General features: G+C 43.0%; 22 protein-coding genes. 13 read left to right on the top strand and 9 right to left on the bottom strand.

The features are described from left to right. Positions 1-22 precede the first annotated feature (22 nt). Together Q9R24_RS10815 and Q9R24_RS10810 are read right to left on the bottom strand one after the other, a co-directional pair. Positions 23-910: a DMT family transporter gene (locus tag Q9R24_RS10815; RefSeq protein ID WP_311204426.1), complete on the bottom strand. Its 888-nt coding sequence runs from the start codon at positions 908-910 to the stop codon at positions 23-25. Between the two features lie 166 nt (positions 911-1,076). Then, entirely contained in the window at positions 1,077-1,499 is a 423-nt protein-coding gene (locus tag Q9R24_RS10810) for a GNAT family N-acetyltransferase (protein WP_311204425.1), read from the bottom strand. A gap of 413 nt (positions 1,500-1,912) precedes the next feature. On the opposite strand from Q9R24_RS10810, the gene Q9R24_RS10805 reads away from it, so the two are divergent. Continuing rightward, the gene (locus tag Q9R24_RS10805; RefSeq protein WP_311204424.1) at positions 1,913-2,980 is read left to right on the top strand and encodes a putative zinc-binding metallopeptidase; all 1,068 of its coding nucleotides are present in this window, start codon (positions 1,913-1,915) and stop codon (positions 2,978-2,980) included. A 190-nt stretch (positions 2,981-3,170) separates the two neighbouring features. Here the strand turns inward: Q9R24_RS10805 and Q9R24_RS10800 are convergent, their stop codons facing one another. Beyond that, positions 3,171-4,340 (bottom strand): thiolase family protein, encoded by a 1,170-nt coding sequence (locus tag Q9R24_RS10800; protein WP_311204423.1) that lies wholly within the window; start codon positions 4,338-4,340, stop codon positions 3,171-3,173. An 83-nt stretch (positions 4,341-4,423) separates the two neighbouring features. Continuing rightward, positions 4,424-6,205, bottom strand: coding sequence for an acyl-CoA dehydrogenase C-terminal domain-containing protein (locus tag Q9R24_RS10795; RefSeq protein ID WP_311204422.1), 1,782 nt, complete (start codon positions 6,203-6,205; stop codon positions 4,424-4,426). A 499-nt stretch (positions 6,206-6,704) separates the two neighbouring features. On the opposite strand from Q9R24_RS10795, the gene Q9R24_RS10790 reads away from it, so the two are divergent. Beyond that, complete coding sequence (locus Q9R24_RS10790; protein ID WP_071850556.1) at positions 6,705-7,310, top strand: TetR/AcrR family transcriptional regulator; 606 nt, start codon at positions 6,705-6,707, stop codon at positions 7,308-7,310. 95 nt (positions 7,311-7,405) lie between these two features. On the opposite strand, the gene Q9R24_RS10785 is transcribed toward Q9R24_RS10790, so the two are convergent. From Q9R24_RS10785 to cysK, 4 genes are all read right to left on the bottom strand, one after another. Then, positions 7,406-7,600 carry a heavy-metal-associated domain-containing protein gene (locus Q9R24_RS10785; protein ID WP_005100179.1) on the bottom strand — a complete coding sequence of 65 codons (195 nt, stop codon included), beginning with the start codon at positions 7,598-7,600 and terminating at the stop codon, positions 7,406-7,408. Between the two features lie 49 nt (positions 7,601-7,649). After that, the gene (gene cueR, locus Q9R24_RS10780; protein ID WP_034436442.1) at positions 7,650-8,057 is read right to left on the bottom strand and encodes a Cu(I)-responsive transcriptional regulator; all 408 of its coding nucleotides are present in this window, start codon (positions 8,055-8,057) and stop codon (positions 7,650-7,652) included. Next, positions 8,057-10,756, bottom strand: coding sequence for a heavy metal translocating P-type ATPase (locus tag Q9R24_RS10775; protein WP_311204421.1), 2,700 nt, complete (start codon positions 10,754-10,756; stop codon positions 8,057-8,059). The genes cueR and Q9R24_RS10775 overlap by 1 nt, the downstream gene beginning before the upstream one ends. Positions 10,757-10,940: 184 nt before the next feature. Next, positions 10,941-11,939, bottom strand: a complete 999-nt coding sequence (gene cysK / locus Q9R24_RS10770; protein WP_311204420.1) for a cysteine synthase A — start codon at positions 11,937-11,939, stop codon at positions 10,941-10,943. A 281-nt stretch (positions 11,940-12,220) separates the two neighbouring features. Here cysK and Q9R24_RS10765 point away from each other — a divergent pair, with 281 nt between their 5' ends. From Q9R24_RS10765 to Q9R24_RS10720, 10 genes are all read left to right on the top strand, one after another. Next, on the top strand, positions 12,221-12,538 hold the full coding sequence (locus Q9R24_RS10765; protein ID WP_004647061.1) for a helix-turn-helix transcriptional regulator: 318 nt from the start codon (positions 12,221-12,223) through the stop codon (positions 12,536-12,538). 214 nt (positions 12,539-12,752) lie between these two features. Beyond that, the gene (locus Q9R24_RS10760; RefSeq protein ID WP_311204419.1) at positions 12,753-14,501 is read left to right on the top strand and encodes a SulP family inorganic anion transporter; all 1,749 of its coding nucleotides are present in this window, start codon (positions 12,753-12,755) and stop codon (positions 14,499-14,501) included. Positions 14,502-14,829: 328 nt separating this feature from the next. After that, positions 14,830-16,026 carry a serine/threonine transporter SstT gene (sstT, locus tag Q9R24_RS10755; protein ID WP_278357023.1) on the top strand — a complete coding sequence of 399 codons (1,197 nt, stop codon included), beginning with the start codon at positions 14,830-14,832 and terminating at the stop codon, positions 16,024-16,026. Positions 16,027-16,068: 42 nt separating this feature from the next. After that, entirely contained in the window at positions 16,069-16,743 is a 675-nt protein-coding gene (locus Q9R24_RS10750) for a YoaK family protein (protein ID WP_004647063.1), read from the top strand. 15 nt (positions 16,744-16,758) lie between these two features. Further along, positions 16,759-17,295 carry a DUF2058 domain-containing protein gene (locus Q9R24_RS10745; protein WP_004731139.1) on the top strand — a complete coding sequence of 179 codons (537 nt, stop codon included), beginning with the start codon at positions 16,759-16,761 and terminating at the stop codon, positions 17,293-17,295. A 187-nt stretch (positions 17,296-17,482) separates the two neighbouring features. Next, on the top strand, positions 17,483-18,736 hold the full coding sequence (locus Q9R24_RS10740) for a mechanosensitive ion channel family protein (protein ID WP_034436448.1): 1,254 nt from the start codon (positions 17,483-17,485) through the stop codon (positions 18,734-18,736). A 226-nt stretch (positions 18,737-18,962) separates the two neighbouring features. Continuing rightward, positions 18,963-20,816, top strand: coding sequence for an ABC transporter ATP-binding protein (locus tag Q9R24_RS10735; RefSeq protein WP_004647067.1), 1,854 nt, complete (start codon positions 18,963-18,965; stop codon positions 20,814-20,816). 459 nt (positions 20,817-21,275) lie between these two features. Then, positions 21,276-22,304, top strand: coding sequence for an AraC family transcriptional regulator (locus tag Q9R24_RS10730; protein WP_184412986.1), 1,029 nt, complete (start codon positions 21,276-21,278; stop codon positions 22,302-22,304). A gap of 82 nt (positions 22,305-22,386) precedes the next feature. After that, positions 22,387-22,761, top strand: coding sequence for a glycine cleavage system protein GcvH (gene gcvH, locus Q9R24_RS10725; protein WP_004647068.1), 375 nt, complete (start codon positions 22,387-22,389; stop codon positions 22,759-22,761). A 240-nt stretch (positions 22,762-23,001) separates the two neighbouring features. Beyond that, positions 23,002-24,177, top strand: coding sequence for an MFS transporter (locus tag Q9R24_RS10720; RefSeq protein ID WP_311204418.1), 1,176 nt, complete (start codon positions 23,002-23,004; stop codon positions 24,175-24,177). Between the two features lie 82 nt (positions 24,178-24,259). Here Q9R24_RS10720 and Q9R24_RS10715 read toward each other — a convergent pair whose 3' ends face one another. Beyond that, positions 24,260-25,456: a PilT/PilU family type 4a pilus ATPase gene (locus tag Q9R24_RS10715; RefSeq protein ID WP_311204417.1), complete on the bottom strand. Its 1,197-nt coding sequence runs from the start codon at positions 25,454-25,456 to the stop codon at positions 24,260-24,262. 589 nt (positions 25,457-26,045) lie between these two features. Here Q9R24_RS10715 and Q9R24_RS10710 point away from each other — a divergent pair. Next, on the top strand, positions 26,046-26,296 hold a 251-nt coding region (locus Q9R24_RS10710; RefSeq protein ID WP_311204416.1), incomplete at its 3' end, for a transposase family protein.

Raw genomic sequence — 26,296 nt, 5'->3', positions numbered from 1 at the left:
GATTTAAAAAACTGGTTCTACATCAGGCCCAGATCACTAAAATCGCTGCAATCGCTACTAAGCCCAGACCCCAATGCTCGGTACGTGCAAGTTTTTCTTTAAAGAAATATGCCGAAATCAGCATACTAAACAGAATCTCAATTTGTCCTAAGGTTTTGACCACCGGCACACTCATCATGCTCATGGCAGTAAACCAGCCCAGCGATGCCATAAAACTGCACACACTGACTTTAAAAGTTAAGCCCAGACGCTGCCACATGGCCACTAAAGTCTGGCGACTGAATAGGCTGAGGTAAATCAGCATACTAATACACTGAAAACTGATCACCATTAACAACACCCAGGCCGCACGATGCAAGGTTGGTAAAGTGGTTAATTCTAAACTGGCTTCGCGTACCAGTAGTGAGGTAATGGCAAAACTTAAACCGCTTCCGATGCCAATAGCCAGTGTTCTGGCTGAAAACCCACTGACCTGTTGGCCTTTACTCAATAAAAATACCGCATATCCGCCCAGCGCCACACCAATCCAGGCCAAAAATGACAAATGATCCGCTAAAAAGGTCACGCCGATAATGGCGGCTAAAATGGCTTCGCTTTTCGCCAACCCCACTCCAACGGCATAATTTTTTTGCTTGAACAGTTGCACCATCAGTGCCGTAGCTAAAATCTGACTGCAACCCGCAATTACTACATAGATCCAAAACTTTGGGGTGAAGTGAGCCACACTTTCAACCGGCTTGAAATAATACAGGCTGCTCAGGTACAGCGCAGCAAATGGCAATCCAAAAATAAAGCGTGCCAGGGTGACTCCCCACACATCAACCGTGGTGCTAAGCTGTTTTTGAAAGGCATTACGCCAAGCCTGCATAAATGCAGCCATTAAAGTAAAAAAAATCCAGCTGAATGCCATCTACTGATCGCTATTACTACAAAAGTGAATTAATTCTATGCCTTAACAAAAGGACTGACTAATTAAAAATAGGATGCAGGCCGATAGCAGAAAGTTTGCCTTAATTTGGAAAGATTCCAGCGGAAAAAACAATTTTATTTTTCTCTTAAAAATCCGGATAATCCTTTCACATCGGGATAAAACGGATTCCATGTTCTTCCGTATATTGTCCTGTTTCCACAAAACCAAAGCGCTTGTAAATATCCAAGGCATAAAGACTGGATTTTACCGTAATAATTGAATGGCCTTGACGGCGGATCTCGCTTTCTAAAAAGTGCCACATTTGCCGGCCATAACCCTGCCCCTGATAGACTTGGTTCAGGAAAAAATGCATGAAGTGTGCAGGTTCCATATAAGCCACGACGCCTATCACCTGATGGTCAATTTCTGCCACAAAATAATGAATGTCCGGACGCTCGAAAATGGTCTGGATCATCTCAGGCTGAAAGCGCTGGCGCCCCTCTTCTGAACTGATCACGGCATCGACAAAGGGCGCAATCGCATCGACAATGGCACGAGTATCCTGAAGATTGGCTTTTCTAATTTTCATGTTTTTTTAAATTTCTCTTTATTAAGTTGTATACATTAAAAAGTTATTTTTATTAAAAGTTAGCTGCTTTAGCTGTTCTTGAATGGGCTTCCCCCAAATTTAAAAACCAGTCGGAATATTCGGTAATATTCTTCAATACGCCTTGTCCGTATTTTAAGACGGCAACTCACTCTATTTAAAAAATCTATTTATATAAAACCTTATTTAACTACACTTTTTTATTAAAAAAGATTCAATTGATGTTTCATTTAATATCAAGCAGCCTATATTTACAATTCATCCATATAGAATTTTCAATGAAATTTTTATGATGTTTCTTTATCAGGAAGAAATTTAGGTAGGCATTCTGAACCTTTCTTGTTGTTCATCGAACATAAAAATTTTAGGTCGTTCGCTTCCCTACAGGGAGTTTAATGAAACATTTTGAATGTGCCGTCTGCAAGCAACAGCTGTTTTTTTACAAATCAGTTTGTGATCACTGTCTGTCACCGATCGGTTATATCGCTTCGGAAAAAGAGTTGTGCGCATTTGAAAAACAGAGCGCTGAGCGATGGGTTCCAATCGCCAAGAACTACCAGCATGCCAGTTATAAACCCTGCCACAATTACGTTCATTATCAAGTATGCAATTGGATGATTCCTAGCGATGAAGATGAGGAATTTTGTGAATCCTGTCAGTTGACCCATGTCATTCCTGATCTGGAAAATTCTGAGAACCTGATTTACTGGTTTCGACTGGAAGAAGCCAAACGTCGATTCCTGTATTTGGCCCAGCGCATGAACATGATGCCACGCCCTAAAAAGTCTGAAGATGATCCATTTGGTCTGCGTTTTGATTTTCTCCTGCCCCAAGAAGATAAGCCTGTTTTAATTGGTCATGCCAATGGGGTCATTACCCTAAATGCCATTGAAGCCGATGTGGTTTATCGTGAAACTACACGTGTAAATATGGGTGAAAACTACCGGACTTTATTGGGCCATTTTCGTCATGAAAGCGGCCATTATTATTTTGCGCTCATGCAACATATGCATCCGGAATTGCTAGATGAATTTCGTCAGTATTTTGGCAATGAGCGGCAAGATTACGGCAAGGCACTTGAACGCCACTATAATGAAGGCGCGCCAATCAACTGGCAGGAAAAGTATATCAGTGCTTATGCTACCGCCCACCCTTGGGAAGACTGGGCAGAAACCTGGGCGCATTATCTGCATATGATGGAAACACTGGAAACTGCCTACTATGGTGGTATGCGTGTTGAAGGAAATGGCAGCTATCTGGCCAGCATGGATTTTAAAGAATGCCCGATTGGTGGACAGGATTTTGAACATATTCTGGAAAATTGGGTCACCTTGACCTTTAATCTGAATGCTTTAAACCGTTGTATGGGCCTGGAAGATGCCTACCCGTTCAAGCTGAGCGAAGCGGTTAAAGACAAGTTACGATTTATTCACCGGCATGTGCTGGAAAAAGTTTTTAAATAATTTAAAAAGTAATTTTTATAGTAAAACTATTGATGGAATGGGATCAGCAAAGTCTGAAAATATGGATTTTATTGTGTATTTTAAAAATTAATATGATTTAAAAAATCCCTGCTCTTGGCGAACCAAGAGCAGCAACTTTTGAATGAATCAGTATTTAGTTTGCTACCTGAATATACGATTTAAGATGGGCTTAAACCAGTTCCACAGCAATCGCAGTCGCTTCCCCACCACCGATACATAAGGACGCAATCCCTTTCTTGCCGCCCGTACGTTTTAAGGCATGAATCAAGGTCACAATAATACGAGAGCCAGAAGAACCCAATGGATGACCAAGCGCACAAGCACCACCATTAATGTTCACTTTTGCTGGATCAAGTTTAAAGCCATCAATGGCTAACATAGTGACCATGGCGAACGCTTCGTTGATTTCCCAAAGGTCAACCTCCTGAGCATCCCAACCGGTTTTTTTCAGGACTTTTTCAATCGCACCAACAGGTGCAATAGTAAATTCTGACGGATGCTGCGAATGGCTGGCATACGCTAAAATATTAGCAAGGGGTTTTAAATTACGCTGCGCAGCAATTTCACTAGAGGTAATCACAAGTGCTGAAGCACCATCTGAAATTGAACTGGCATTTGCCGCAGTAATGGTGCCGTCTTTTTTGAACGCTGGACGCAGAGTTGGAATTTTGTCAGCCTTGGCATTTAAAGGTTGTTCATCCTGCTCTACTACCACATCACCTTTACGGCTACTGACAGTGACCGGTACGATTTCATCTTTAAAGAAACCTTGCTGCACCGCCGTCACGGCTTTATTTAATGAGCCAATCGCATAAGCATCCTGCTGCTCACGGGTATAGCCCTTTTTATCTGCCATTTCCTGAGCCAAAATCCCCATCGACAGACCTGTTTCAGCATCTTCCAGACCTTCCTGGAACATATGATCAATGACCTTTCCATGCCCCATACGGAATCCGGCACGTGCCTTGTCCATTAAATATGGCGCATTCGACATGGATTCCATCCCACCTGCCACCACGATTTCTGCTGAACCGGCCTTGATTGCGTCTGCTGCCTGCATCACCGCCTTCATGCCTGAACCACAAATTTTATTAATCGTGGTCGCCCCGGTGGAATCCGGTAGACCCGCCTGACGCATGGCCTGACGTGCCGGACCCTGTTTTAAACCGGCAGGAAGAACGCAGCCCATAATCACTTCATCAATATCATTGGCCGACAGACCTGCACGCGCCACCACTTCTTTAATTGCCACAGCACCCAAATCCGGCGCGGTACAGCTTGACAATGAACCTTGAAAACCGCCCATCGCGGTACGTACTGCATCTACAATTACGATCATTTTAGTTTCATCCTTTTTCATCATTGTTATCAACCCTACATAGCCAAAGCGCTGTAGGGCTGGTCCTTCGCAATCATTGCGGGTTAAGCCTGTGCGGTAAAATAGTCTTCAGGCAACTGCATCACCAGTTCCGCACCGGCTTGAATACGTTGGATTCGTGCACTCAAATCCGGAAGTACTTTGGCCACATAGTAATTGCCCAGTACCAGTTTATTCTGGAAGTAGCTGTCGTCTTTGGCTGCAGCGGCTTTGCTAATTCGCGCATACATATAGACAAAGCTGAGCAGCCCAACCGCATGCAGATAATCGACAGCAATCGCGTTAGCGAAATCAGGATTCAGTCTAGACTGCTCGACGATGAATCTGGTGATGTCTTCGAGTTGCTGACAGGTCTCTAATGTCACCGTTTTAATCGTCAATGAATCATCTAGACTTTGTGCAAATTCACGGATTTCAGCAATATATTCCGCGATATAAGAACCATTACATTTGGTGGTTTTACGCCCAATCAGGTCAATCGCCTGCACGCCATTGGTGCCTTCATAAATCTGTGAAATACGCAGGTCACGAATACACTGTTCCATGCCCCATTCACGGATATAGCCATGACCACCGAAGCACATTTGTGCTTCCAGTGCAGAATCCAGTGCTTTGTCGGTTAAGTAAGCTTTGGCGATTGGCGTCAACAAGGCCACACGGTCAGTCGCTTTACGCACGGCTTCAGGGTTGGTTGAGTATTTGGTAATATCCAGTTGTTGACCCACATACACTGCAAACGCACGCGAAGCTTCATTGTTGGCTCGTACATTGAGCAGCATACGGCGTACATCGCCATGCACCAGAATCGAATCGGCTGGTTTTTCTGGCGATTTTGCACCAGTTGATGCACGGCCCTGTAAACGATCCGTCGCATATTGTGCTGCATTCTGGTAGGCAAATTCTGCTGCACCAATGCCCTGAATCCCCATAGATAAACGTTCGTAGTTCATCATCACGAACATGCCGGCCAGACCTTCATTTTCATTACCGACCATATAGCCCTTGGCACCGTCAAAGTTCATGACGCAGGTCGCCGAGCCTTTAATTCCCATTTTATGTTCGATCGAACCGGCAGCGACTGCATTACGTTCACCGAGCGAACCATCGGCATTGACCAGGAATTTCGGCACAATAAATAATGAAATACCACGTGAGCCTGCTGGTGCATTTGGAGTTTTTGCCAGCACCAGATGAATGATATTGTCACTCAGGTCATGCTCACCGCTGGTAATAAAAATTTTGGTGCCAGTAATGTTGAAGGAACCATCCTCATTCGGTTCAGCTTTGGTCTTGATAATGCCAAGATCTGTACCGGAATGTGGTTCGGTCAGACACATAGTGCCCGACCATTCACCCGTATAGAATTTTGGTAAATAGGTTTCTTTCTGTTCCTGTGAGGCATGGTCATTGATCGCCATACCTGCACCCACCGTTAATAGCGGGTAAAGCATGAAAGATGGATTGGTGCTCCAGATCATTTCATCGGCCAAAACCGTGAGCATCTTCGGCATGTTTTGCCCGCCCCATTCTTCAGGAGCACCCAGACCGACCCAGCCACCTTCGGCAAACTGTCTGAAAGCTTCTTTAAAACCTTTGGGTGTCGTCACCACACCATTGTTAAACTGAGCACCACCTTCTTCATCAGCAGGACGATTCAGGTCAAGAATGACATTCTTGGAAAATTTGGCCATCTCTTCCAGAATTGCATTTGCCGTCGCCATATCTAAATGTGCAAGATTTTCATTACCTTGCCAAAATTGTTCAGCTTGGAATACATCATTTAAAATAAATTCCATGTCTTTTAGAGGCGCATTATAAATCGGCATTTTTAAATTCCTTAAAGGGTGATACTCAATCCTGTTGCCAAATATTTTCTAATTTTCATTAGAATCCAAACAGGCGATTTTAAAATTGTGATATCCAATTCTTGCAGTATTAAATCTATATCTAGATTCATAAAGTTGCCTTAAGAATCACGTCTTCATGTTCAGTATGAGTGACTGAATATGCCAGCTTAATATTGATCTACTTTCCGTACTAAACCCTGATAAATATGAGCTTAAAACAGTCGAAGGATTTAGCTTCGTGCGCTGAAACAATAAAATAATTATACTGAAAATGGAATTTTATTTAGCAAAGTTGATCTCTAGGGTTCAGTTTTCTTGACAATATTTCTGTCTGCTTAGCATCGCTATTTTTATTTGTCAGCAGTTGCTGCATAAATATACAAAATGAGATAAATATCACGACCTTAGTTTTATAGCCATCGCGTGCAAAATTGCATATTCTTGAAAAGTTCTTTTTCGAAAAGTATGGACCAAGAAGATGACGACTGTAAGACAGCAGAACTTCCTTCTTCGTAAAGAGAAGATCCTCAGCATGGCGGAAAACCTGCTACTGGATAATAATCAGGACATTACCCTGAGTGAGCTGGCCAGTGAACTGGACATCGCAAAAGGAACCATCTACAAACATTTTAAAAGCAAGAACCAGTTATATTTAGAACTGATTATTCTGAATGAAAAAAGAATTCTAGAAATATCAAAAAAGCATAATAACGATATTAAAAATTATGTTTCACAATATATGCTTTATCACATGCTCAATTCAAACCGAACCATCCTGTTGCATGTCATTGAAGAACGTTTAACCAATAACGAAAAAAATCTGAAAGAGTTATTTCAGGAGCTTTATCGTATTCGTGAAGAACGGATTATCCGGATTAAAGACATCACCCATGATTATCTGGTGGCTCTAGAAAGTGCCATGTCGATTCGCGATTATTTATCTTATATCTGGACAGTCACCTATGGCGCTTCGCTGTTATTAAATTCGACCAATTACCAAAAAGCAATTGGGTCACGTGAACGTTTAATTAAACTTTATATTAATCAGGCACTCATGACGCCAGATAAAATCTCATCGGTATAATCACTATAATAAAAAAATGCCTGATTCGATCAGGGATTTTTTTATTTGGTTGTATGAGTTCATAAGATCACTTTCGCGATCTAACTCAACAATGATCAGGCTGCCACAGGCGGGAAACCATCTTCGGTTAAAGCTGCCACAATCTCAGACTCACTGACTGTCGATTCAACTTCAACTAGCTTAGTCGCCACATCAATATTCACAGTGGCATTTTCATCCAGATCTTTAATCGTAGCCGTGACACTGCGCGCGCAGCCACCACAAGTCATATTTTCAATACGGAATTTCATGTTTAGCTCCATAGGATCGGTTTAAAAATTGATGTGAATACAGCGCATGTCAGTGCTGTTCAGTTCCGACACCCTGTTCAATCTGTTTTAAAATCTGGCAATCAGACTGTTCATTGCCGGCACACTGCTCAACCGATTGCTGTAAAATTAATAGCATATGCTGCATATCGGCAATTTTCTGTTGTAAAAACTGGATATGTTTTTGTGCCAGCTGTTTGACCTCACTACTCTGGCGTGAGCTGTTCAACCACAGGCCGAGTAACTCTTTCATCTGCTCTGAAGAAAATCCCAGTTCACGTGCATGCTGGATAAAACTTAAGATTTTAATATCCGCATCACTATAAACCCGATAACCTGTATCACTGCGTTTCGGAGCCGGCAACAAACCAATGTCTTCATAATAACGAATCATTTTCGCAGAGATGCCAGAACGTTTTGCCGCCTGACCAATATTCATCATACTGACTCCTTAAACTGCACCGGTTGATAGGCTTTTAATCTCAAGGCATTGCTGACGACAAACACGGAGGACAACGCCATCGCACCTGCGGCAAACATTGGCGATAACAATATACCCCAAAATGGATAAAGCACACCCGCGGCAATCGGAATTAAGGCAATATTGTAGACAAAGGCCCAAAACAGGTTCTGTTTAATATTGCGCATGGTCGCCTGACTTAAACCAATGCCTGTAGCCACATGCTGTAAATTGCCTGACATCAACACCACATCGGCTGCTTCAATCGCGACATCGGTACCGGTTCCAATCGCCATACCGACATCGGCCTGGGCCAATGCCGGTGCATCATTGATTCCATCCCCAACAAAAGTGAGCACGCCGTATTGCTGCTGGAGTTGTCGTACTGCATCGACTTTTTCATGCGGCAAAACTTCCGCAATCACCTGATCGATTTTCAACTGTTTGGCGATCGCCTGCGCGGTATGCTGATGATCACCAGTAATCATCGCCACTTTAAGACCTTGGTCATGCAAGGCCTGAATCGCGCTATAAGTAGTTGGTTTAATCGGATCGGCTACTGCAATAATCGCAGCCAGTTTCTGATTAATCGCTACATATAAAGGACTACGACCCTGATCACCGAGCTTTTGTGCAGTGGCTCTAAACAGATCGACATTTAAGCCCAAGTCCTGCATCAGACGTTCTGCACCGATATGCAGCTGCTGACCAGCAACCTGTGCTTTTACCCCTGCACCAGTGATCGAATCAAAATCGGTCACTTTACTCAGTTCCAGTTCTTGCTCACGAGCAGCCTGAACAATGGCGTGGGCAATCGGATGTTCTGACTTGGCCTCCACTGAAGCGACGAGCTGTAATACGGTCTGCTGATTAAAATCTGCAGTGACTTCAAAGTCGGTCAGCAGCGGTTTTCCCTCAGTTAAGGTTCCGGTTTTATCCAGCGCGACGACTTTGGTTTGCTGCAGTAACTGTAAAGCTTCACCCTTACGGAACAACACGCCCAGTTCTGCTGCACGGCCAGTGCCGACCATAATTGAAGTAGGAGTCGCCAGTCCCATCGCACATGGACAAGCAATAATCAGTACGGCGACTGCATTTACCAATGCGTAGGTCAGATTCGGCTCAGGCCCAAACAGGAACCAGACCATAAAGGTTAAGGCCGCCAGTGCCATAACAGCCGGCACAAACCATAAAGTCACTTTATCGACCACCGCCTGAATTGGCAGTTTTGAGCCTTGCGCCTGTTCTACCATCTGAATAATCTGCGCCAGTACCGAATCTTGGCCGACCTTAGTCGCCTTGATTTGCAAGGTTCCGTTCTGGTTTACCGTACCGCCGACCACCTGATCACCGGCCTGTTTGGCCACGGGTAAAGGCTCACCGCTAATCATCGCTTCATCAATATAACTTTGTCCGGTAACGACTTCACCATCGACAGCGACTTTTTCACCCGGACGGATTTCAATCAACATTCCTTGTTGCACATCGGAAATTGCCAGATCAACCCAGTGATCATTCTGTTCTACCCGGGCCGTTTTCGGTTGCAAGCCCACCAGATACTGAATCGCTTCCGAGGTTTTACCTTTGGCTTTGGCTTCCAGATAACGCCCCAGTAAAATCAGCGCGACAATAACGGCGGCCGCTTCAAAATACACATGCACAGTGGACTGCGGTAACAGCTCCGGAAAAAAGGTCGCAATACAGGAAAATCCGTAAGCTGCAATGGTTCCGACTGCGACCAGAGAATTCATATCTGGTGCCAGACGTAATAATGCCGGAATCCCATGCTGATAAAAACGCCGTCCCGGAATCATCAGCACCAAAGTGGTCAGCACAAACTGCAGATACCAGCTGTTCTGGGTTCCCAGCGTATGGGCAATAAAATGATGAAATGCCGGAATCAGATGCGAGCCCATTTCCAGAATAAATACAGGCGCTGTCAGAATGACTGCAAGCCATAAATCTCGTTTCAGTTGTGCCGTTTCATTGGCTTTCTTTTCCTGAAAAGCATCATGGCTATCTGTCGACATATCCCTACCAGATTTTATGGTGGCCTGATAACCGGCTTTCTCCACCTCAGCAATCAAGGCCGGAATCTGGGCATGCGAGGCTTTCACCCAGGCAGTTTCGGTGGCCAGATTGACCTGTGCTTCGCTGACACCTTCTACTTTCATTAAAGCTTTTTCCACACGTGCCACACATGAAGCGCAAGTCATGCCTTCAATAGCCAGTTCAATGCGATCGCTCTGAATATCAAAACCGGCTTTTTGCACGGCTTGAGTCAGCTTGGACAATGGCACAGAATTGATCGCACTCACATGCGCCTTTTCAGTGGCCAGATTCACTTGTGCATCCAACACGCCTTCCACTTTTTTTAGGGCTTTTTCTACGCGAGCCACACAGGATGCACAGGTCATGCCTTCAATGTTCAAATCAAACTGCTGCATCGGCACATCAAAACCGGATTTTTCAATTGCTTGAACCAGCGCAGCGGCAGCAATCGGCTGCCGGCTTTTGATAAAGGCTTTTTCAGTCGACAGATTGACAGATGCCTCGTCTACACCTTCAATTTTTTTCAAGGCTTTTTCCACGCGAGCGACACAGGAGGCACAGGTCATACCGCCAATCTGCACCTGCTGCTCATATAAGCGGTTGCTATCTTGTTCTGCCATGTCCATCTCCATGCCTCGACTCACTGTTGAGCTTATAGCTTAAACATTCCCATCATGGTAAGGTCAAGTCCTTCATCTGACTATTTTAAAAAATGTAGCGTCCTGCTGCGATTTAAAATCACCCAATAAAAAAGCTCGAAGATGACTTCGAGCTTGTCTAACAGTATTTAAAATATTGAATGCATCGATGTTATTCGGCAGAAATATCTTCAAACAAGATCGAAGACAGGTAACGTTCACCACCGTCTGGTAAAATCACCACAATATTTTTACCGGCATTTTCAGAGCGAGCCGCCAATTGGGCTGCTGCTGCCATAGACGCGCCACTTGAAATACCGACCAGGATACCTTCCTGAGCAGCCGTTTTACGTGCCCACTCGAGTGCATCTGCGCTATTAATGGCAATCACTTCATCAACGAGGTCCAAATCCAGATTGCCCGGAATGAAGTTGGCACCGATCCCCTGAATTTTATGTGGTCCAGGTGTAATGTCTTCACCGCGTTTGGCCTGACCAATAATCGCAGACTCAGCGGGTTCCACCGCCACTGAATATAAAGGCTTATTTTTTACCTTTTCAAAGTAGCGTGAAATACCAGTAATGGTTCCACCCGTTCCGACACCTGCGACCAGAATATCGACATTGCCCGCAGTCGCCTCCCAGATTTCTGGGCCCGTGGTTTCTTCATGAATTTTAGGGTTGGCCGGATTTTCAAACTGTTGTGGCAGGTAGTACAGTTCAGGATTTTCATTGACTAGACGTTGTGCTTCTTCAATCGCGCCCTTCATGCCTTTGGCCGGATCAGTCAATACCAGATTGGCACCCAATGCTTTCACCACCTTACGGCGTTCAATACTCATGCTTGAAGGCATGGTCAAAGTAATGTCATAACCTTTGGCTGCCGCAACAAAAGCCAATGCAATACCGGTATTGCCGCTGGTTGGCTCGACAATATGCATACCGGATTTGAGCTTGCCAGATTTTTCAGCATCATTAATCAACGCTGCACCAATACGACACTTGACTGAGAATGCCGGATTACGGCTTTCAATTTTCGCAAGTACCGTGGCCGGAGCGGAAATCACACGATTAATACGAACAAGCGGTGTATTTCCAATCGCGTCTGCATTATTACTATAAACCGCTATACCTAAATTATTCGGTGTTGGAAAAGCTGAATCTGTACTCATGATGATATCCCTGATGTTATTGGTTCAAGTCGCTTAAACATCATACAAGCATTTTTTTGCTTTGTAGATGTTTGATGAAACTTGCACTTCATTGCACGAATGTGAACTAAAATACTTTCTGCACTATGCAATAAATTTATCTTATCTATCAATATTTAAAATATAATTTTAATTGATAATTCAATTCATTAAAAACCATAAAACTTAACTGTTTTTAGCAAGGTATTACGGGCTAAGACCCGTATAATTAGCGGGCTGTAACTTTATAATGGACATATTGAATGAAAACCGATTTTGAAATCACGACTATGCGCGATTCAGCAGAACAGGTCGTTGGCATTTTAAAATCTCTGGCCAATACCGACCGTCTTCTTATTTTATGTCATCTGTCTCAAGCGGAACTGAATGTTTCAGAAATTGAGGAAATAACTGAGATTAAACAGCCGACTCTTTCCCAACAGCTCATGATGCTGCGTAAAAGCGATGTGGTAGATACCCGGCGCGATGGCAAACAGATTTATTATTCAATTAAAGATCAAAATTTGATTGTGGTCTTAAATACCCTTTATCGATTGTATTGCGGCAATCCAGCTAAATAAAGAATCTTTCTTTTTTCAGTCATCAAGATGAATTTCTTTAAACTCTTATTGATGTCGTTTTAAATCATTAAGATCACGATCATAAGTTTTCGAATGATACGTGACTGACCCAGATGATTCATTTTAAACATGAATCATCAAGAAGCTAGATCAGCTAAGACTTCTTAGCAGAATTTGTGCATAATATATCTATATTTGTGATTTAGACCTTTTTATGCCAAATTCCAAGTCTAAACTTCTGCATAAACTGCCTGCCTGGGCATGGTTAAGCCACTACACGCCGGTCAAATTTAAGTCTGATGTGCTGGCTGCCCTGATTGTGGTGGCAATGCTGGTGCCTCAAGGGATGGCCTATGCCATGCTGGCAGGATTGCCGCCGATCATGGGTTTATATGCGAGCATCCTGCCGATGATCATTTATGCCCTGCTCGGTGGGAGTTCGACTTTATCGATTGGCCCGGTAGCCATCATTTCCATGATGACTTTTGCTACGCTCAATCCACTTTTTGAAGTCGGCTCACCGGTCTATATCGAAGCTGCGACCTTATTGGCACTGATGGTCGGGATTATTTCCCTGCTTTTGGGATTATTCCGTTTTGGTTTTCTGATCCAGTTGATCAGTCATCCCGTGATTCAAAGCTTTATTATTGCCTCTGCCTTATTGATTGCGTTTGGGCAGTTAAAGTTTTTGGTCGATCTTCCTTTAAAAGCCAATAATCTTCCGGAGTTTGTCAGCAGTTTGCTGCAATATTTCCCGTTGCTGCACGTGCCGAGCCTGATTTTCGGCCTGCTCTCTATCGGTCTGCTAATCTATTTGCCCAAGTTATTAAAATCTCAGGCTGTACAAAGCCGGATCGGCTCTACAGATTTTCTGGTACGTGCAGTGCCCCTGATTCTGGTATGTCTCGGCATTGCAGCGATTGTCTTTCTGGATTTAAAGCTTCAGGGTATTAAGACGGTCGGTGCAATTCCTTCCGGTTTTCCACCCTTGTCTTTTCCACACTGGAACTGGGAATTGGTGATGACCTTGTTACCGGGTGCCAGCATGATCGCCATGATCAGTTTTGTGGAATCCTTGTCGATTGCTCAAGCGACAGCCTTACAGCAACGCAGTCATTTAAACAGTAATCAGGAGCTGATCGCACTCGGTCTGGCCAATATCAGTGCAGGCGTGAGTTCAGCTTTTCCGGTAACGGGCAGCCTGTCGCGGACGGTGGTGAATGCCGATGCCGGTGCCAAATCACCTATGGCCGGTGTTTTATCCTCTATTCTGATTATTTTTGTGAGCCTGTTCTTTACCGGATTTTTTGAAGATCTACCGCTGACCATTCTGGCCGCGACGATTATTGTTTCCATCTGGAAGCTGGTTAATTTCCAGCCATTTTTTGATGCCTGGCGCTATTCCAAGGCAGATGGCCTTGCCATGTGGATTACTTTTCTGGGCGTGGTCCTGATTGATATTTCCACCGGTTTGATTATTGGAATCGTGTCGACCTTTGTTCTGATGTTATGGCGAATCAGCCGTCCGCATATTGCAGTTGTCGGTCTGGTCGAAGGAACCCAGCATTTTCGTAATATTCAGCGGCATCAGGTCAGTACCTCCGACCGGGTGCTGTCACTACGGATTGATGAGAATCTGACGTTTCTGAATGCCAATAGCTTCAAAGGTTATCTGATCAATGAGATCAGCCTGAATGACCAGCTACAACATGTGATTATCAACTGTTCCAGCATCAGTGCGATTGATCTGAGTGCCCTGGAAATGCTGGAAGATTTAAATGCGGAACTGGCCAAACTGGATATTCGTCTGCATTTTGCCGAAGTCAAAGGTCCGGTCATGGACAAGCTGCAAGCTTCTAAATTGATGACGCATTTGAGCGGGCGCATTTATCTGACCCATTTTCAGGCGATTCAGGACCTGGCGCCAGAGATCTTTGAGCAGCATAAAGATTATATGATTTAAGACAGCAGATACTGGAACTTATGGCCGGAGATTCAAACCGGTCATAGCTCCAATATTTTTTGAATTTTCAAATATAATTTGAATTTATCTATTTAACTTTGATATTTATTTCATGAATACAATTTTAAATATGCTGATTTATTCATCATTTTAAGAAGTTTTTCTTCAATATAAGCAATGTTTTAAACCCGTTAATTTTAGAATATATCAATAATATCAATATCTTGGTTTTAATATGAAAATATATTTTAAGCCTTGTTTAAATTAAGTATAAAATAGCGCAACTTTTTCCCAAATTTAGCCCTCGTAATTTTCACAAGGCAACCTTATGTTTTCTGCCCTTATGCGCATGAGCTTAGTCTCTCGAATCATCATCGCCATTATTTTAGGTGTGGGTGTGGCTGTGGTATTTCCCGAAGCTACTCCCTCATTAAGCCTATTGGGCGACCTGTTTATTAAAGCCTTGAAGTCTGTTGCACCGATTCTGGTTTTCATTTTAGTTTTAGCTTCTATCGCGAATTTTAAAGTGGGCCAATCTAACGCCGCCATCAAGCCGATTATGCTGATGTATGCGGTCGGTATGTTCCTTGCTGCACTGAGCGCTGTGGTGTCGAGCATCTTATTTCCAAGTACGCTGTTCCTGGATATTGCTGCACAGGCTGACTTGCAGCCTCCTGGCAGTTTGGTAGAAATCCTGAAGAATTTGCTGCTCAGCTTTGTCGCCAACCCGGTTGTTGCAATTGCTGAAGCAAACTTTATTGGCATCCTGGCTTGGTCAGTGGCATTAGGCATCGCTTTCCGTCATGCATCGGATAGCACCAAGACGCTTTTGAATGATGCAGCCTTTGCAGTGAACTATGTGATTCGTTTAGTGATCAGCTTTGCACCTTTGGGTATTTTTGGTCTGGTTGCAGTGACTTTTGCTGAATCTGGTCTGGATACGATGACCAGTTACGTACATTTACTTGCTGTGTTGCTCGGAACGATGGTTTTCGTTGCACTGGTAATTAATCCGCTTCTGGTTGCCTTAATGACACGCAACAACCCGTATCCACTGGTATTCACCTGTTTGCGCGAAAGTGGCATTACCGCTTTCTTTACCCGTAGTTCAGCAGCCAACATTCCAGTCAATCTGGATCTGGCAAAACGTCTGGGTGTTAAAGAATCGACTTCAAGTATCGCAATTCCTCTGGGTGCTACGATCAACATGGCAGGTGCTTCTGTGACCATTACTGTATTGTCATTGGCGGCTGTAAATACTTTGGGGATTAGCGTCGATTTCAGCACTATGCTCATTCTTTCTGTGGTGGCAACCGTTTCGGCATGTGGCGCTTCAGGTGTTGCAGGCGGTTCATTACTATTGATTCCAGTTGCATGTGGCCTGTTTGGTATTTCTTCGGATATCGCCATGCAAGTGGTCGCCATTGGTATGGTCATCAGCGTATTGCAGGATTCTACTGAAACCGCGCTAAACTCATCGACTGATGTTTTATTTACTGCAGCAGTAGACCGCGCATCAAATTGATTTTATATTGATTAATCAATATGTTTAGCCAATGATTTTGTTATGCCATTACAGCGTTTACCTACCTGGGTACAATTAGGGGCGTTTTTTCTTGCGGTCAATGCCGGCATGATTAACGTCCTGGGTCTGGTGACGGTACTTCACCAGTCTGTTTCACATATGACCGGTAATGTCAGTATGCTGGCCATGGCCCTGCTAAACTGGCAACCAGAACAGATGTTGTATCTCTTTCTGGTCACACTCTGCTATGTCATTGGTTCATCCTATAGCGGACTGATTCTTGGAAATAGCCACTTTCGCTTGGGGCAGCTTTATGGTTACCCTTTAAGCCTGGTGGCTATTTTTATTTTGATCTGCTGGTTATTATTGCCCTATTTCCCGCGTTATGCCTTGTTATGGGCCTGTGTTGCCATGGGTGTGCAAAATGCCATGGTCAGTCATTATAAAGGTGCCATTATTCGCACCACGCATTTATCTGGCGTACTGACTGACCTCGGCTTAGCGATGGGCTACCGGTTGCGCGGTTTGGAGGTAGAATCACGACGCGTGGTTTTGCATCTGCTTATTTTGCTCGGTTTTTTAAGCGGTGGCATTCTTGCCAGCTGGCTATATCCTTATTTAAAATTAAATGCATTCCTGATCCCGGCAGTGCTGAGTCTGGTTCTCAGTCTCACGTATTGGGTGATTTATTTACGTTATCGACATCAACACGACTAATATCTGGACATTCTCATGGTTAAAAATGCATTGCAGGCACAATTGTTAAAGGCAGGATTGGTCGATAATAAAAAAGCCAAAAAACTGTCTAAACAGGCTGTGCATGAAAAACGCACCGGTGACGGTACCGAGGCTGAAATCAAGGCCAAGATTGAACAAGACAAACAGCAAAAAATGGCCAAAGATCAGGCAATTGAGCAAGAGAAAAAAGCAGCTTTGCAGGAAAAAGAGCTGAAAGCCGCAATCATGCAAATGATTAACCAACATAAAATCCGTGATACTGACGGCGATGCGGTATATCAGTTTATTGATGACAGCAAAATCAAAAAGGTCTATTTAAACCAGCAAATCTATAATGCACTGGTGGCAGGCAGTCTGGTGATTGCACGTGAAAATGATAGCTACGCGTTTTTGCCTAAAGCTCTGGCAGATCGTATTAATGCGAAAATGCAGGGCTTTATCATTGTGAATAATTCAGAGAAAAATGAAGAAACCACCGATGAAGAAGATCCATATGCTGCTTATGTTATTCCTGATGATTTGATGTGGTAAGCATCGCGTTATCATTACTGAAATATCGAAGATTAGAAACCGGCGAATTCGCCGGTTTTTTCATTTTTATGCGCTTTTATTGAATGATTTTGACCAATAGATATGTTTTAAAAAGTTATTCAATATTAAAAAATCTGATCCAAAACTATAAACTTGACCTAAATTTTTGATTAAAGAGAAAGATCGTTTGGAACAGTTTAATTTTATTCGGAATATTCAAGAATGGGCAGATCAGTACCCATGGCTGGAAATGCTATCTTCACTGAGTATTGTGATTTTACTGGCGATTCTTGCCAATCTATTTGCCAAACAGATTGTGGTACGCGGAATTCGTCAACTGATTTCCAGAATGCCTTTTGCCAATAATCAGATTTTTGCTGAGCATAGCGTGATTCGCCGGATTGCCAATATTGTTCCGGCAGTGGTGATCATGAACGGGATTACCACGGTACCGCATTTATCTGACAAGGTTGAGTCCTTTGTGCAAATGGGGGCACAGGCTTTTATTTTCCTGACGATTGCCTTAGCTCTTGGTGAATTACTGAATATTTTTAACCTGGTCTATCAGCGTAATCCCAAGTCACGTAACAAACCGATTAAAGGTTATTTGCAGCTGGTCAAGCTGATTATCTTTATTGTCTGTGGCCTGATGATTCTCGGCACTTTCCTGAAAAAGGATGTCTTTACCTTGCTGGCTGGCTTCGGTGCCATGGCCGCGGTGTTGATGCTGGTCTTTCAAAATACCATTTTGTCGCTGGTGGCGTCGGTTCAGATTTCATCCTATGACATGGTGCGTATTGGCGACTGGATCGAAATGCCCTCGCTGAACGCGGATGGCGATGTCATTGATATGTCATTACATACCATTACGGTACAGAACTTTGATAAAACAGTGACCACGATTCCGACCAATAAACTGGTGACGGATACCTTTAAAAACTGGCGTGGTATGCAGGAAGCCGGTGCGCGCCGGATCAAGCGCTCGATTCATATTGATCAAAGCAGCGTACATTTTATGTCGGCTGAAGAACAGAATAAGCTGAAAAATTTTATTTTGCTGGATCAATATCTGAATACCAAATCAGAGGAACTGGAACAATTTAATCTGCAACTGAGCCATCATTCGCAATATAACCAGCGCCGTCTCACCAATCTGGGAACTTTCCGTGCCTATGTAGAATTTTATCTGCAACAGCATTCGGGCATTAGTAAAAATCATTCCCTGATGGTGCGCCAATTGCAGCCGACCAGTGAAGGTTTACCGTTAGAGATTTATGCCTTCACCAATACCACCGCCTGGGTCGAGTATGAAAATATCCAGTCGGATATCATGGATCATCTGCTGGCGATTATTCCGGAATTTGGTTTAAAAGTGTATCAAGCGCCTTCAGGTCTTGATTTAAAGGAAGCATTTACTCAACCGTCTTCTATTATTACTTAAACACAAGTCATCCAATCTCAAGCCTGAGGTGCTGCTGCATTTCAGGCTTTTTTATTTCCTCATCTATTTAAAACCTGACTGGCATAAATCTGGCTTTAGTTTAATTTTTATAATCCAAGTTTTAATTGAGTGAATCATTTTGTGGCAATTTCACCCAATTACGGGCTTAAAAAAACAGAATCCTTTATAATTCCCGAAAAGCAAAATGCATGATAAGAGTACGATAATGTTTCGATGGCTTGAAAGACTGGTTGACCCCTATCCCACCAAAAATCTGAACCAACCTTTACCGACCAAGTTTTTTCCATTTGTCTGGCAGGCAGCCTATGGAGTCCGCCGTTATTTGCTGATTCTGGTACTGTGTACTGCCGGTGCTGCCAGCTTCGAAGCTTTTCTGTATTCAAAAATTGGTGAGCTGGTGAACTGGCTCAGTAAAAGCCAGCCCGATACTTTTCTGGAACAGCATGCTAGCAATTTAACCTTACTGAGTATTGTTCTTCTGGCCAATATTTTTTTCGCTAGCGCCCAATCCCTAATTAAGCATCAGATTTTGTATAGCAATTTCCCGATGCGTTTACGCTGGCGCTTTCATAATCTGCTGATGAAACAGAGCCTGGATTTTTTCCACAATGATTTTGCCGGACGATTATCTGCCAAAGTCATGCAAACGGCTCTGGCAGTACGCGAATTCTGGGTCATTCTGGGTGACATGCTGGCGTATGTGCTGATTTATTTCATCACGATTAATATTGTCTTAGGTGCAATTTCACCCTTGCTGATCATTCCATTGATGGTCTGGCTAGCCTTGTTTATCTGTGCAGCGTGTTATTTCATTCCACGTTTGAGCAAAATTTCCAATGCTCAAGCGGATGCCCGTGCCGTCATGACCGGGCGTATTACGGATGCCTATACCAATATTCAGACCGTGAAGCTGTTTGCTCATGCCGGCCGTGAAAGTCAGTATGCCAAGACCTCAATGCAGGAATTTATGGTAACGGTATATAAACAGATGCGTCTGGGTGCTCAATACGAAATCAGTATTTTACTGCTGAGTGTAGTGTTATATGGCGGCGTACTGGGTACCGCGATCTGGCTGTGGATGGAAGGTCAAGCCGAGCTAGGCATTATTGCCGCAACTACGGCAATGGTACTGAAACTGAACAGTATTGCCGAATTTATGATGTGGCAGACCTCTGCCCTGTTTGAAAATGTCGGTACCATTCAGGATGGTATGAAAACTTTAGGCCGCAAAATTGCCATTGAAGATAAACCGGGTGCCAAAGAGCTACAGCTCAATCACGGTGAAATTAAATTCGAAAATGTCAGCTTTGCCTATAATGATAAAAACGTGATTGATCAGTTTAATCTGACCATTCGCCCAGGTGAAAAAATTGGTATTGTCGGCCGTTCAGGTGCAGGGAAATCTACCCTGATTCAACTGTTGCTGCATTTTTATCATATTAACCAGGGTCGTATCTTGATTGATGGTCAGGATATTGACGATGTGACTCAGGACAGTTTGCGCAAGAATATTGCATTAGTGACTCAAGATACTTCACTGCTACATCGCACTGTCGCGGAAAACATTAAATATGGTCGTCCAGATGCGACTGATGAAGAAATGTTTGAAGCTGTGCGTAAAGCCAAAGCAGAAGAATTTATTCCTAATCTGACGGATTTGCGTGGCAAAAAAGGCTATGAAGCCTATGTCGGTGAACGTGGCGTGAAACTTTCCGGCGGACAGCGTCAGCGAATTGCAATTGCACGTGTATTCCTGAAAGATGCGCCGATTCTGATTCTGGATGAAGCGACCAGTGCGCTGGATTCTGAAGTCGAAGCCGCCATTCAGAACAGTCTGGACGACTTGATGCAAGGTAAAACCGTGATTGCAATTGCGCATCGCCTGTCTACCATTGCCCAGATGGATCGTCTGATTGTACTGGATCAAGGTCGAATCGCCGAGCAAGGCACGCATGATGAACTGGTGGCATTAAATGGCATCTATGCCCAACTTTGGCAGCGTCAAACTGGTGGCATGCTGATTCAGCAACAGGTCAAAGCATCAAAAGATCATGAATAATATGATCTCTAGAAGATTTCAAAACTTCTAATGATTTGCTCGTCCTTAATATTGAACAGGTCTGGAAAAAGGAAAACTTTGCCCAGACCTTTCTTTGTAAAATTTTCTCTACAGATGAACAGCAAGTTGCCATCTATCTGGTATCTTATGAAATGACATCTCTCTCTAGTTCTGAAAGCTCTCTGAAGAAGTCCTGTTCAATGATTAATAAAACTAGACCAATCGTCCTGTCCTGAGCAAACAGATGCTGGGATGCGACTTATTCAATAAAATAATTTTAATTTCATCAATAAAATTATGTGGTTTAAATTGATTTTAATGCTGAATTCAGGCTAATCTGCCAGTGGCAGAGTCACAATCGCCAAAATTTTGTCCAACAATTTTAATGAAAAATTTGGCGGCTTCATGCCAATATCTATTTATAAATAAAAAAATTTGAATGAGTGCAACGGATCGCGCATGAAAACAATTGCTCCACGCCAAGACCAAGGAATTCCAGGTGTTTACGGTCTCCTGCTTCTCGATGTCATTTCCCGCTGGGGTTATAATAATGAGTCGCTTTTCCAACCTTTTGGCCTGACCAGTGAACAGTTGGCAGATCCTGATTTTCGTATTCCAACCCCTGTCGCCAACGAACTGGTGAAATATGCCCTGAAACTGACCGGCGAACCGACCTTGGGCTATCATCTCGGCACACAGATGCGGATCTCGATTCATGGCTTTATTGGCTATGCCATTATGACGGCGAATAATATTACCGATGCGCTGGTACTGGCGAATCGATTTATTCAACTTCGTTTACCCTTCCTGCAACTGTTTTTCTCGACTTTTGGTGCTAAAGCCACGGTACAGCTGCAAACCGATATTCAGCTTGAACCGCTGCGCACCGAAATTTCCATTGCCTTGATGATTGGTCTGATCAGTATGGCCAAAGCCATTACAGGCGTTAACGATGCAACGGGAGAAATCGACTTCGATTTTAAGAAGCCGGAAGGTTTCGAACGCTTTATGGCGAAGTTCCCTACCCATCAGTTCCGCTTTGAACAGCCGCATTTAATTCTGAGCTTTGATAAAAGCTACCTAATGAACAAGCTGGTACATGCCGACCCAATTGCCAGCCAGATTGCGATTAACCAATGTGAAGCAGAACTTTCTGCCCTGGGTGAACGGCACCGGATAGCCATGCGTGTCCGAGATATCTTGACCCATGCCGAGCAGCATTATCTGAGTATTGAAAATGTGGCGGATCGCTTGCACATGTCTGACCGCACCTTAAAACGTCAACTCGCCGCCGAAGGTACCTCCTTTTCTACACTCGTCGATGAAGTGCGTTACCGGCATGCCACCTCGTTATTATCCCGGACAGATTTCACTCTGGAACAGATTGCCGATGAACTGGGTTATAGTGATGTCGCCAATTTTAGCAGGGCATTTAAACGCTGGAGTGGTCGCAGCCCGAGCAACTGGCGCAAAGATCCTTATTTATAAGGAAGTATAAGCCTTTTGTTTTGCTTAAAAAGAATGTATAAAACATGTCAAAAATGATCTTAAGATTTTTAAGGAGTTATCAATGAATCATCCTGCAGAATTAAAGTACGCAAGTACACATGAATGGGTGCGCATTGAGGGTGATCTTGTTGTGACCGGTATTTCCGACCATGCACAGGATGCGTTAGGCGATTTAGTCTATGTAGAAGCACCAGATCTTGATTCACATATCACTGCGGGCGAACAAGCTGGCGTGGTTGAATCAGTTAAAACAGCTTCCGATATTCATGCACCGGTGTCTGGCGTAGTGGTTGAAATCAATCCTGATCTTGAAGATGATCCTGATTTTATTAATGATGACCCATACGGCAAAGGCTGGATCTATAAAATCAAGCCAGACAATATAGCAGATGTCGAAAAGCTGCTTTCCAATACAGAATATGAAGCTGGCCTATAAGCCATTTTAACTTGAAAAAAAATCAGCCTCCGGGCTGATTTTTTATTGTAGATCCGTCGTTGCATTTTCCAGTTCAAATTAAATTTCATGTATTTATCATGAAATATCATTGTATTTTTCACTTATTTTCCCTAAAGTCTTGCTCATATCTGCTTCGCTCCTGAATAGGTCGCGCTTATTTATAACAATAATTTCCCATGCTGAGCCCAGCGTCTCACAGCATATCATTTTAGGAAAATCATGAATGCCATTGCAGCGCCACTATGGACCAAGTCATTTATCCTTTGTCTGGCCAACAACCTATTTTTATTTATTTTCTATTTTGCGCAAACCACAATTTTGCCAATATACATCTTAAAAGAATTAGGCGGCAACCTGACTCAGGCAGGTCTGGCTATGACCTTGTTTATGGTGTCTGCCATTGCAGTGCGACCTTTTAGCGGTTTAATTATCGAAAAATTCGGGGTGCGTAAAACCCTGATTATTTCTGAAGTGTTCTTTAGCTTATTTTCACTTACTTATCTGTTGGCAGATCAGCTCACGATTCTGTTTATCATCCGTTTCTTACACGGCATCTGGTTCAGTATCTTGACTACAGTTTGCGTGCCTGTTGTGAACCAGTTTATTCCGGAGCAGCGTAAAGGTGAAGGCATGGGCTATTTTGTCATGTCGGTTAATCTGGGGATTGTCTTAGGTCCGTTAATAGGTCTAAGCCTGATGGAATACTGGTCTTATTTTCAGGTCAGTATGCTATTGATCGTCTTGGTTTTTATCGGATTTGCCTTCTGTTTTTTGATTCCGGTCAAAGAACCTGAAAAAATCATCAAAAATACCAATAAGAAAACCTCGCTTGAGCTGACAGATTTTGTGGAAAAGAAAGTGCTGCCTGTCGCAGTATTGGCCATGCTGATTTCTTTTTCTTATGCGAGCATCATGTCTTTTATCGCACCCTTCGCAGCCAGCAAGGATTTAATGGCCTATGCAGGTTTATTCTTTGTGGTTTTTGCGATTTCCATGATGAGCTTACGGCCGATCACCGGAAAGATTTATGATCGTAAAGGCCCGCAATATGTGATTTATCCGGCATTGCTGGCTTTTAGTTCGGGTTTATTTTTACTGAGCCAGATCCAGAGTTTATGGGGATTTATGCTAGCTGCAGTCATGGTTGGCGTGGGCTTTGGTAGTGTGCAGCCGTGTATTCAAACTTTGGCGATTCAATGTGCGCCCAAGCATCGAATTGGCTATGCAACTTCAACTTTTTATACGTTTTATGACCTGGGTATTGCCATCGGTTCACTACTGATTGGTGCCATCATTGCAGCTTACAGTTATCAGTTTGCTTTTATGCTATGCGGTATTTTAATCTTAAGCAGTATTGTTTATTTTAAGCTGGTGGTGCAACGTAAAACCGTCTAGTTTTATGGATTGAATCGAATAATAAATAAGATCAATAAAAAAACAGGCAGAAAATTCTGCCTGTGATTTTTTGAGCAAATATTTATTCTGACACCGAAGTATTCTCTGCTTGTTTCTCTTCCGCTTTTGGCTCTTGCATCATGGTGAATTGGGTTGCCTCTGTGGCTACGGTAGTGTCCTGTCGGTTACTTTTCAGCTTGATTTGTAAGCGCAGTTCATTGGTCGAATCGGCATTGCGCAAGGCTTCTTCATAAGAAATTTCACCCTGGTTATACAGGTCAAATAAGGCCTGGTCAAAGGTCTGCATGCCCAGTTCACGCGATTTCGCCATAATCGCTTTCAATTCGTGGAATTCACCTTTCAAAATCAGGTCAGACATCAGTGGCGTATTTAACATGATTTCAATCGCTGCACGACGGCCTTTACCATCTTGAGTACGAATCAGACGCTGTGAAATAATTGCCTTCATATTGGATGACAAATCCATTAATAACTGATTCCGGCGTTCTTCCGGAAAGAAGTTAATAATTCGGTCCAAAGTCTGATTGGCATTGTTGGAGTGCAGTGTTCCCAAACACAAATGACCAGTTTCCGCAAAGGCAATCGCATGTTCCATAGTTTCAGTATCGCGAATTTCCCCGATCAGAATCACATCTGGTGCCTGACGCAAGGTATTTTTCAGCGCGTTGTGCCAAGAGTGACAATCCACGCCGACTTCACGATGGGTAATCATGGATTTTTTATGTTTATGCACATATTCCACCGGATCTTCCACAGTAATGATATGCCCGGCCGAATTTTCATTACGGTAGTCAATCATTGCAGCGAGTGAAGTTGATTTACCCGAACCGGTTCCACCGACCACCAGTACCAGTCCACGTTTTCCCATAATCACATGTTTCAGCGATTCCGGTAATTTCAGCTTCTGGAAATTTGGAATTTCTGCAGTAATGGTACGAATCACCATACCGACATTGAGTTGTTGTACAAACACATTTACCCGAAAACGGGAAACACCTGGCACGGTGATGGCAAAATTGCACTCGAGTTCAGTTTCAAATTCTTTACGCTGTTTATCATTCATCAAGCTGTAGGCAAACAGCTTGGTTTTTTCAGCCGTGAGTTCCTGCTGTCCAAAAGGTTTCATTAAGCCCTGATGTTTAATACTAGGTGGAAAATCAGCCGTAATAAATAAATCTGAACCGCCATATTCCACCACCTTAGTCAGCATGTGATGCATGAATTTTTTTGCTTCGTCCAACAATTCTGCCGTGAACATCTTTTCCCCCGGAAATGCACAACTGCATAAATCTCAATCTTAGATTTATGCCAAAATATTTTGATTTCATTGTGCAGCGTTTTTTTTAAAGCCTCAAATACATTTGATTTATAAAGAAAATATTTTTAAATATTTATGTGATGAACTTCAATAAAAATTAAATTAACTTGCAATATGTATGCTTTTTTAAAGCAACTCTGCCAAAAAAATAGGATTGTAATTTTAAAGGTTGAATTCTGTTAGACGATTCATTATTTGTCATTTGCGACATATAGAATGTTATTTTTCTTTCTTTATGATTACCAACTCCCCTATTTTTTATGTACCAATTTCGGTTCTATTAGATGTAATAATGAATTATGAAAAATAGGATAATGTTTATGAAAATTGAACAAAATCGTGGAACTTTGCTCAAATAACAGGCGTGAAACTTGGTAAATTATTAAAAAAGCCCGATTCAGCTAAGTTAGGCTTTTTATTTGACTATAAAAATATGATTTATATAAAATAAAATAGAGATGTTAGAACCCATTTAAAGTGTCTATATTAGACCTCTTGCGAAAGTAAAAACCACCTCAATATAGATTTCATGAGATATCAGAAATTAAACCGTTTTTCAGATTCTGAATTTAAACGCCTGGTTGGCGTACCTCGACCAGTTTTTACCGAAATGGTAGATGTTTTAGAAAAAGCAGAATCACTCAAAAAGAAATCAGGTCGTCCTCATACTTTAGATTTAGAGGATCAGTTATTATTAACGCTCAATTACTTACGGAACTACAGCACTCAACTGGAATTGGCGGCAAATTACCATATCGCTGAAAGCAATGTGAATCGAAC

This window comes from Acinetobacter sp. RRD8 (assembly GCF_031844225.1).
Classification (GTDB): domain Bacteria; phylum Pseudomonadota; class Gammaproteobacteria; order Pseudomonadales; family Moraxellaceae; genus Acinetobacter.
Note: the sequence above shows the minus strand (reverse complement) of the source record. Positions and strands in the feature narration are given on the sequence as shown.

Coding starts and splice junctions, on each gene's coding strand:
- Q9R24_RS10815 (WP_311204426.1), bottom strand. CDS start 910: ATGGCATTCAGCTGGATTTTTTTTACTTTAATGGCTGCATTTATGCAG.
- Q9R24_RS10810 (WP_311204425.1), bottom strand. CDS start 1,499: ATGAAAATTAGAAAAGCCAATCTTCAGGATACTCGTGCCATTGTCGAT.
- Q9R24_RS10805 (WP_311204424.1), top strand. CDS start 1,913: ATGAAACATTTTGAATGTGCCGTCTGCAAGCAACAGCTGTTTTTTTAC.
- Q9R24_RS10800 (WP_311204423.1), bottom strand. CDS start 4,340: ATGATCGTAATTGTAGATGCAGTACGTACCGCGATGGGCGGTTTTCAA.
- Q9R24_RS10795 (WP_311204422.1), bottom strand. CDS start 6,205: ATGCCGATTTATAATGCGCCTCTAAAAGACATGGAATTTATTTTAAAT.
- Q9R24_RS10790 (WP_071850556.1), top strand. CDS start 6,705: ATGACGACTGTAAGACAGCAGAACTTCCTTCTTCGTAAAGAGAAGATC.
- Q9R24_RS10785 (WP_005100179.1), bottom strand. CDS start 7,600: ATGAAATTCCGTATTGAAAATATGACTTGTGGTGGCTGCGCGCGCAGT.
- cueR (WP_034436442.1), bottom strand. CDS start 8,057: ATGAATATTGGTCAGGCGGCAAAACGTTCTGGCATCTCTGCGAAAATG.
- Q9R24_RS10775 (WP_311204421.1), bottom strand. CDS start 10,756: ATGGACATGGCAGAACAAGATAGCAACCGCTTATATGAGCAGCAGGTG.
- cysK (WP_311204420.1), bottom strand. CDS start 11,939: ATGAGTACAGATTCAGCTTTTCCAACACCGAATAATTTAGGTATAGCG.
- Q9R24_RS10765 (WP_004647061.1), top strand. CDS start 12,221: ATGAAAACCGATTTTGAAATCACGACTATGCGCGATTCAGCAGAACAG.
- Q9R24_RS10760 (WP_311204419.1), top strand. CDS start 12,753: ATGCCAAATTCCAAGTCTAAACTTCTGCATAAACTGCCTGCCTGGGCA.
- sstT (WP_278357023.1), top strand. CDS start 14,830: ATGTTTTCTGCCCTTATGCGCATGAGCTTAGTCTCTCGAATCATCATC.
- Q9R24_RS10750 (WP_004647063.1), top strand. CDS start 16,069: ATGCCATTACAGCGTTTACCTACCTGGGTACAATTAGGGGCGTTTTTT.
- Q9R24_RS10745 (WP_004731139.1), top strand. CDS start 16,759: ATGGTTAAAAATGCATTGCAGGCACAATTGTTAAAGGCAGGATTGGTC.
- Q9R24_RS10735 (WP_004647067.1), top strand. CDS start 18,963: ATGTTTCGATGGCTTGAAAGACTGGTTGACCCCTATCCCACCAAAAAT.
- Q9R24_RS10730 (WP_184412986.1), top strand. CDS start 21,276: ATGAAAACAATTGCTCCACGCCAAGACCAAGGAATTCCAGGTGTTTAC.
- gcvH (WP_004647068.1), top strand. CDS start 22,387: ATGAATCATCCTGCAGAATTAAAGTACGCAAGTACACATGAATGGGTG.
- Q9R24_RS10720 (WP_311204418.1), top strand. CDS start 23,002: ATGAATGCCATTGCAGCGCCACTATGGACCAAGTCATTTATCCTTTGT.
- Q9R24_RS10715 (WP_311204417.1), bottom strand. CDS start 25,456: ATGTTCACGGCAGAATTGTTGGACGAAGCAAAAAAATTCATGCATCAC.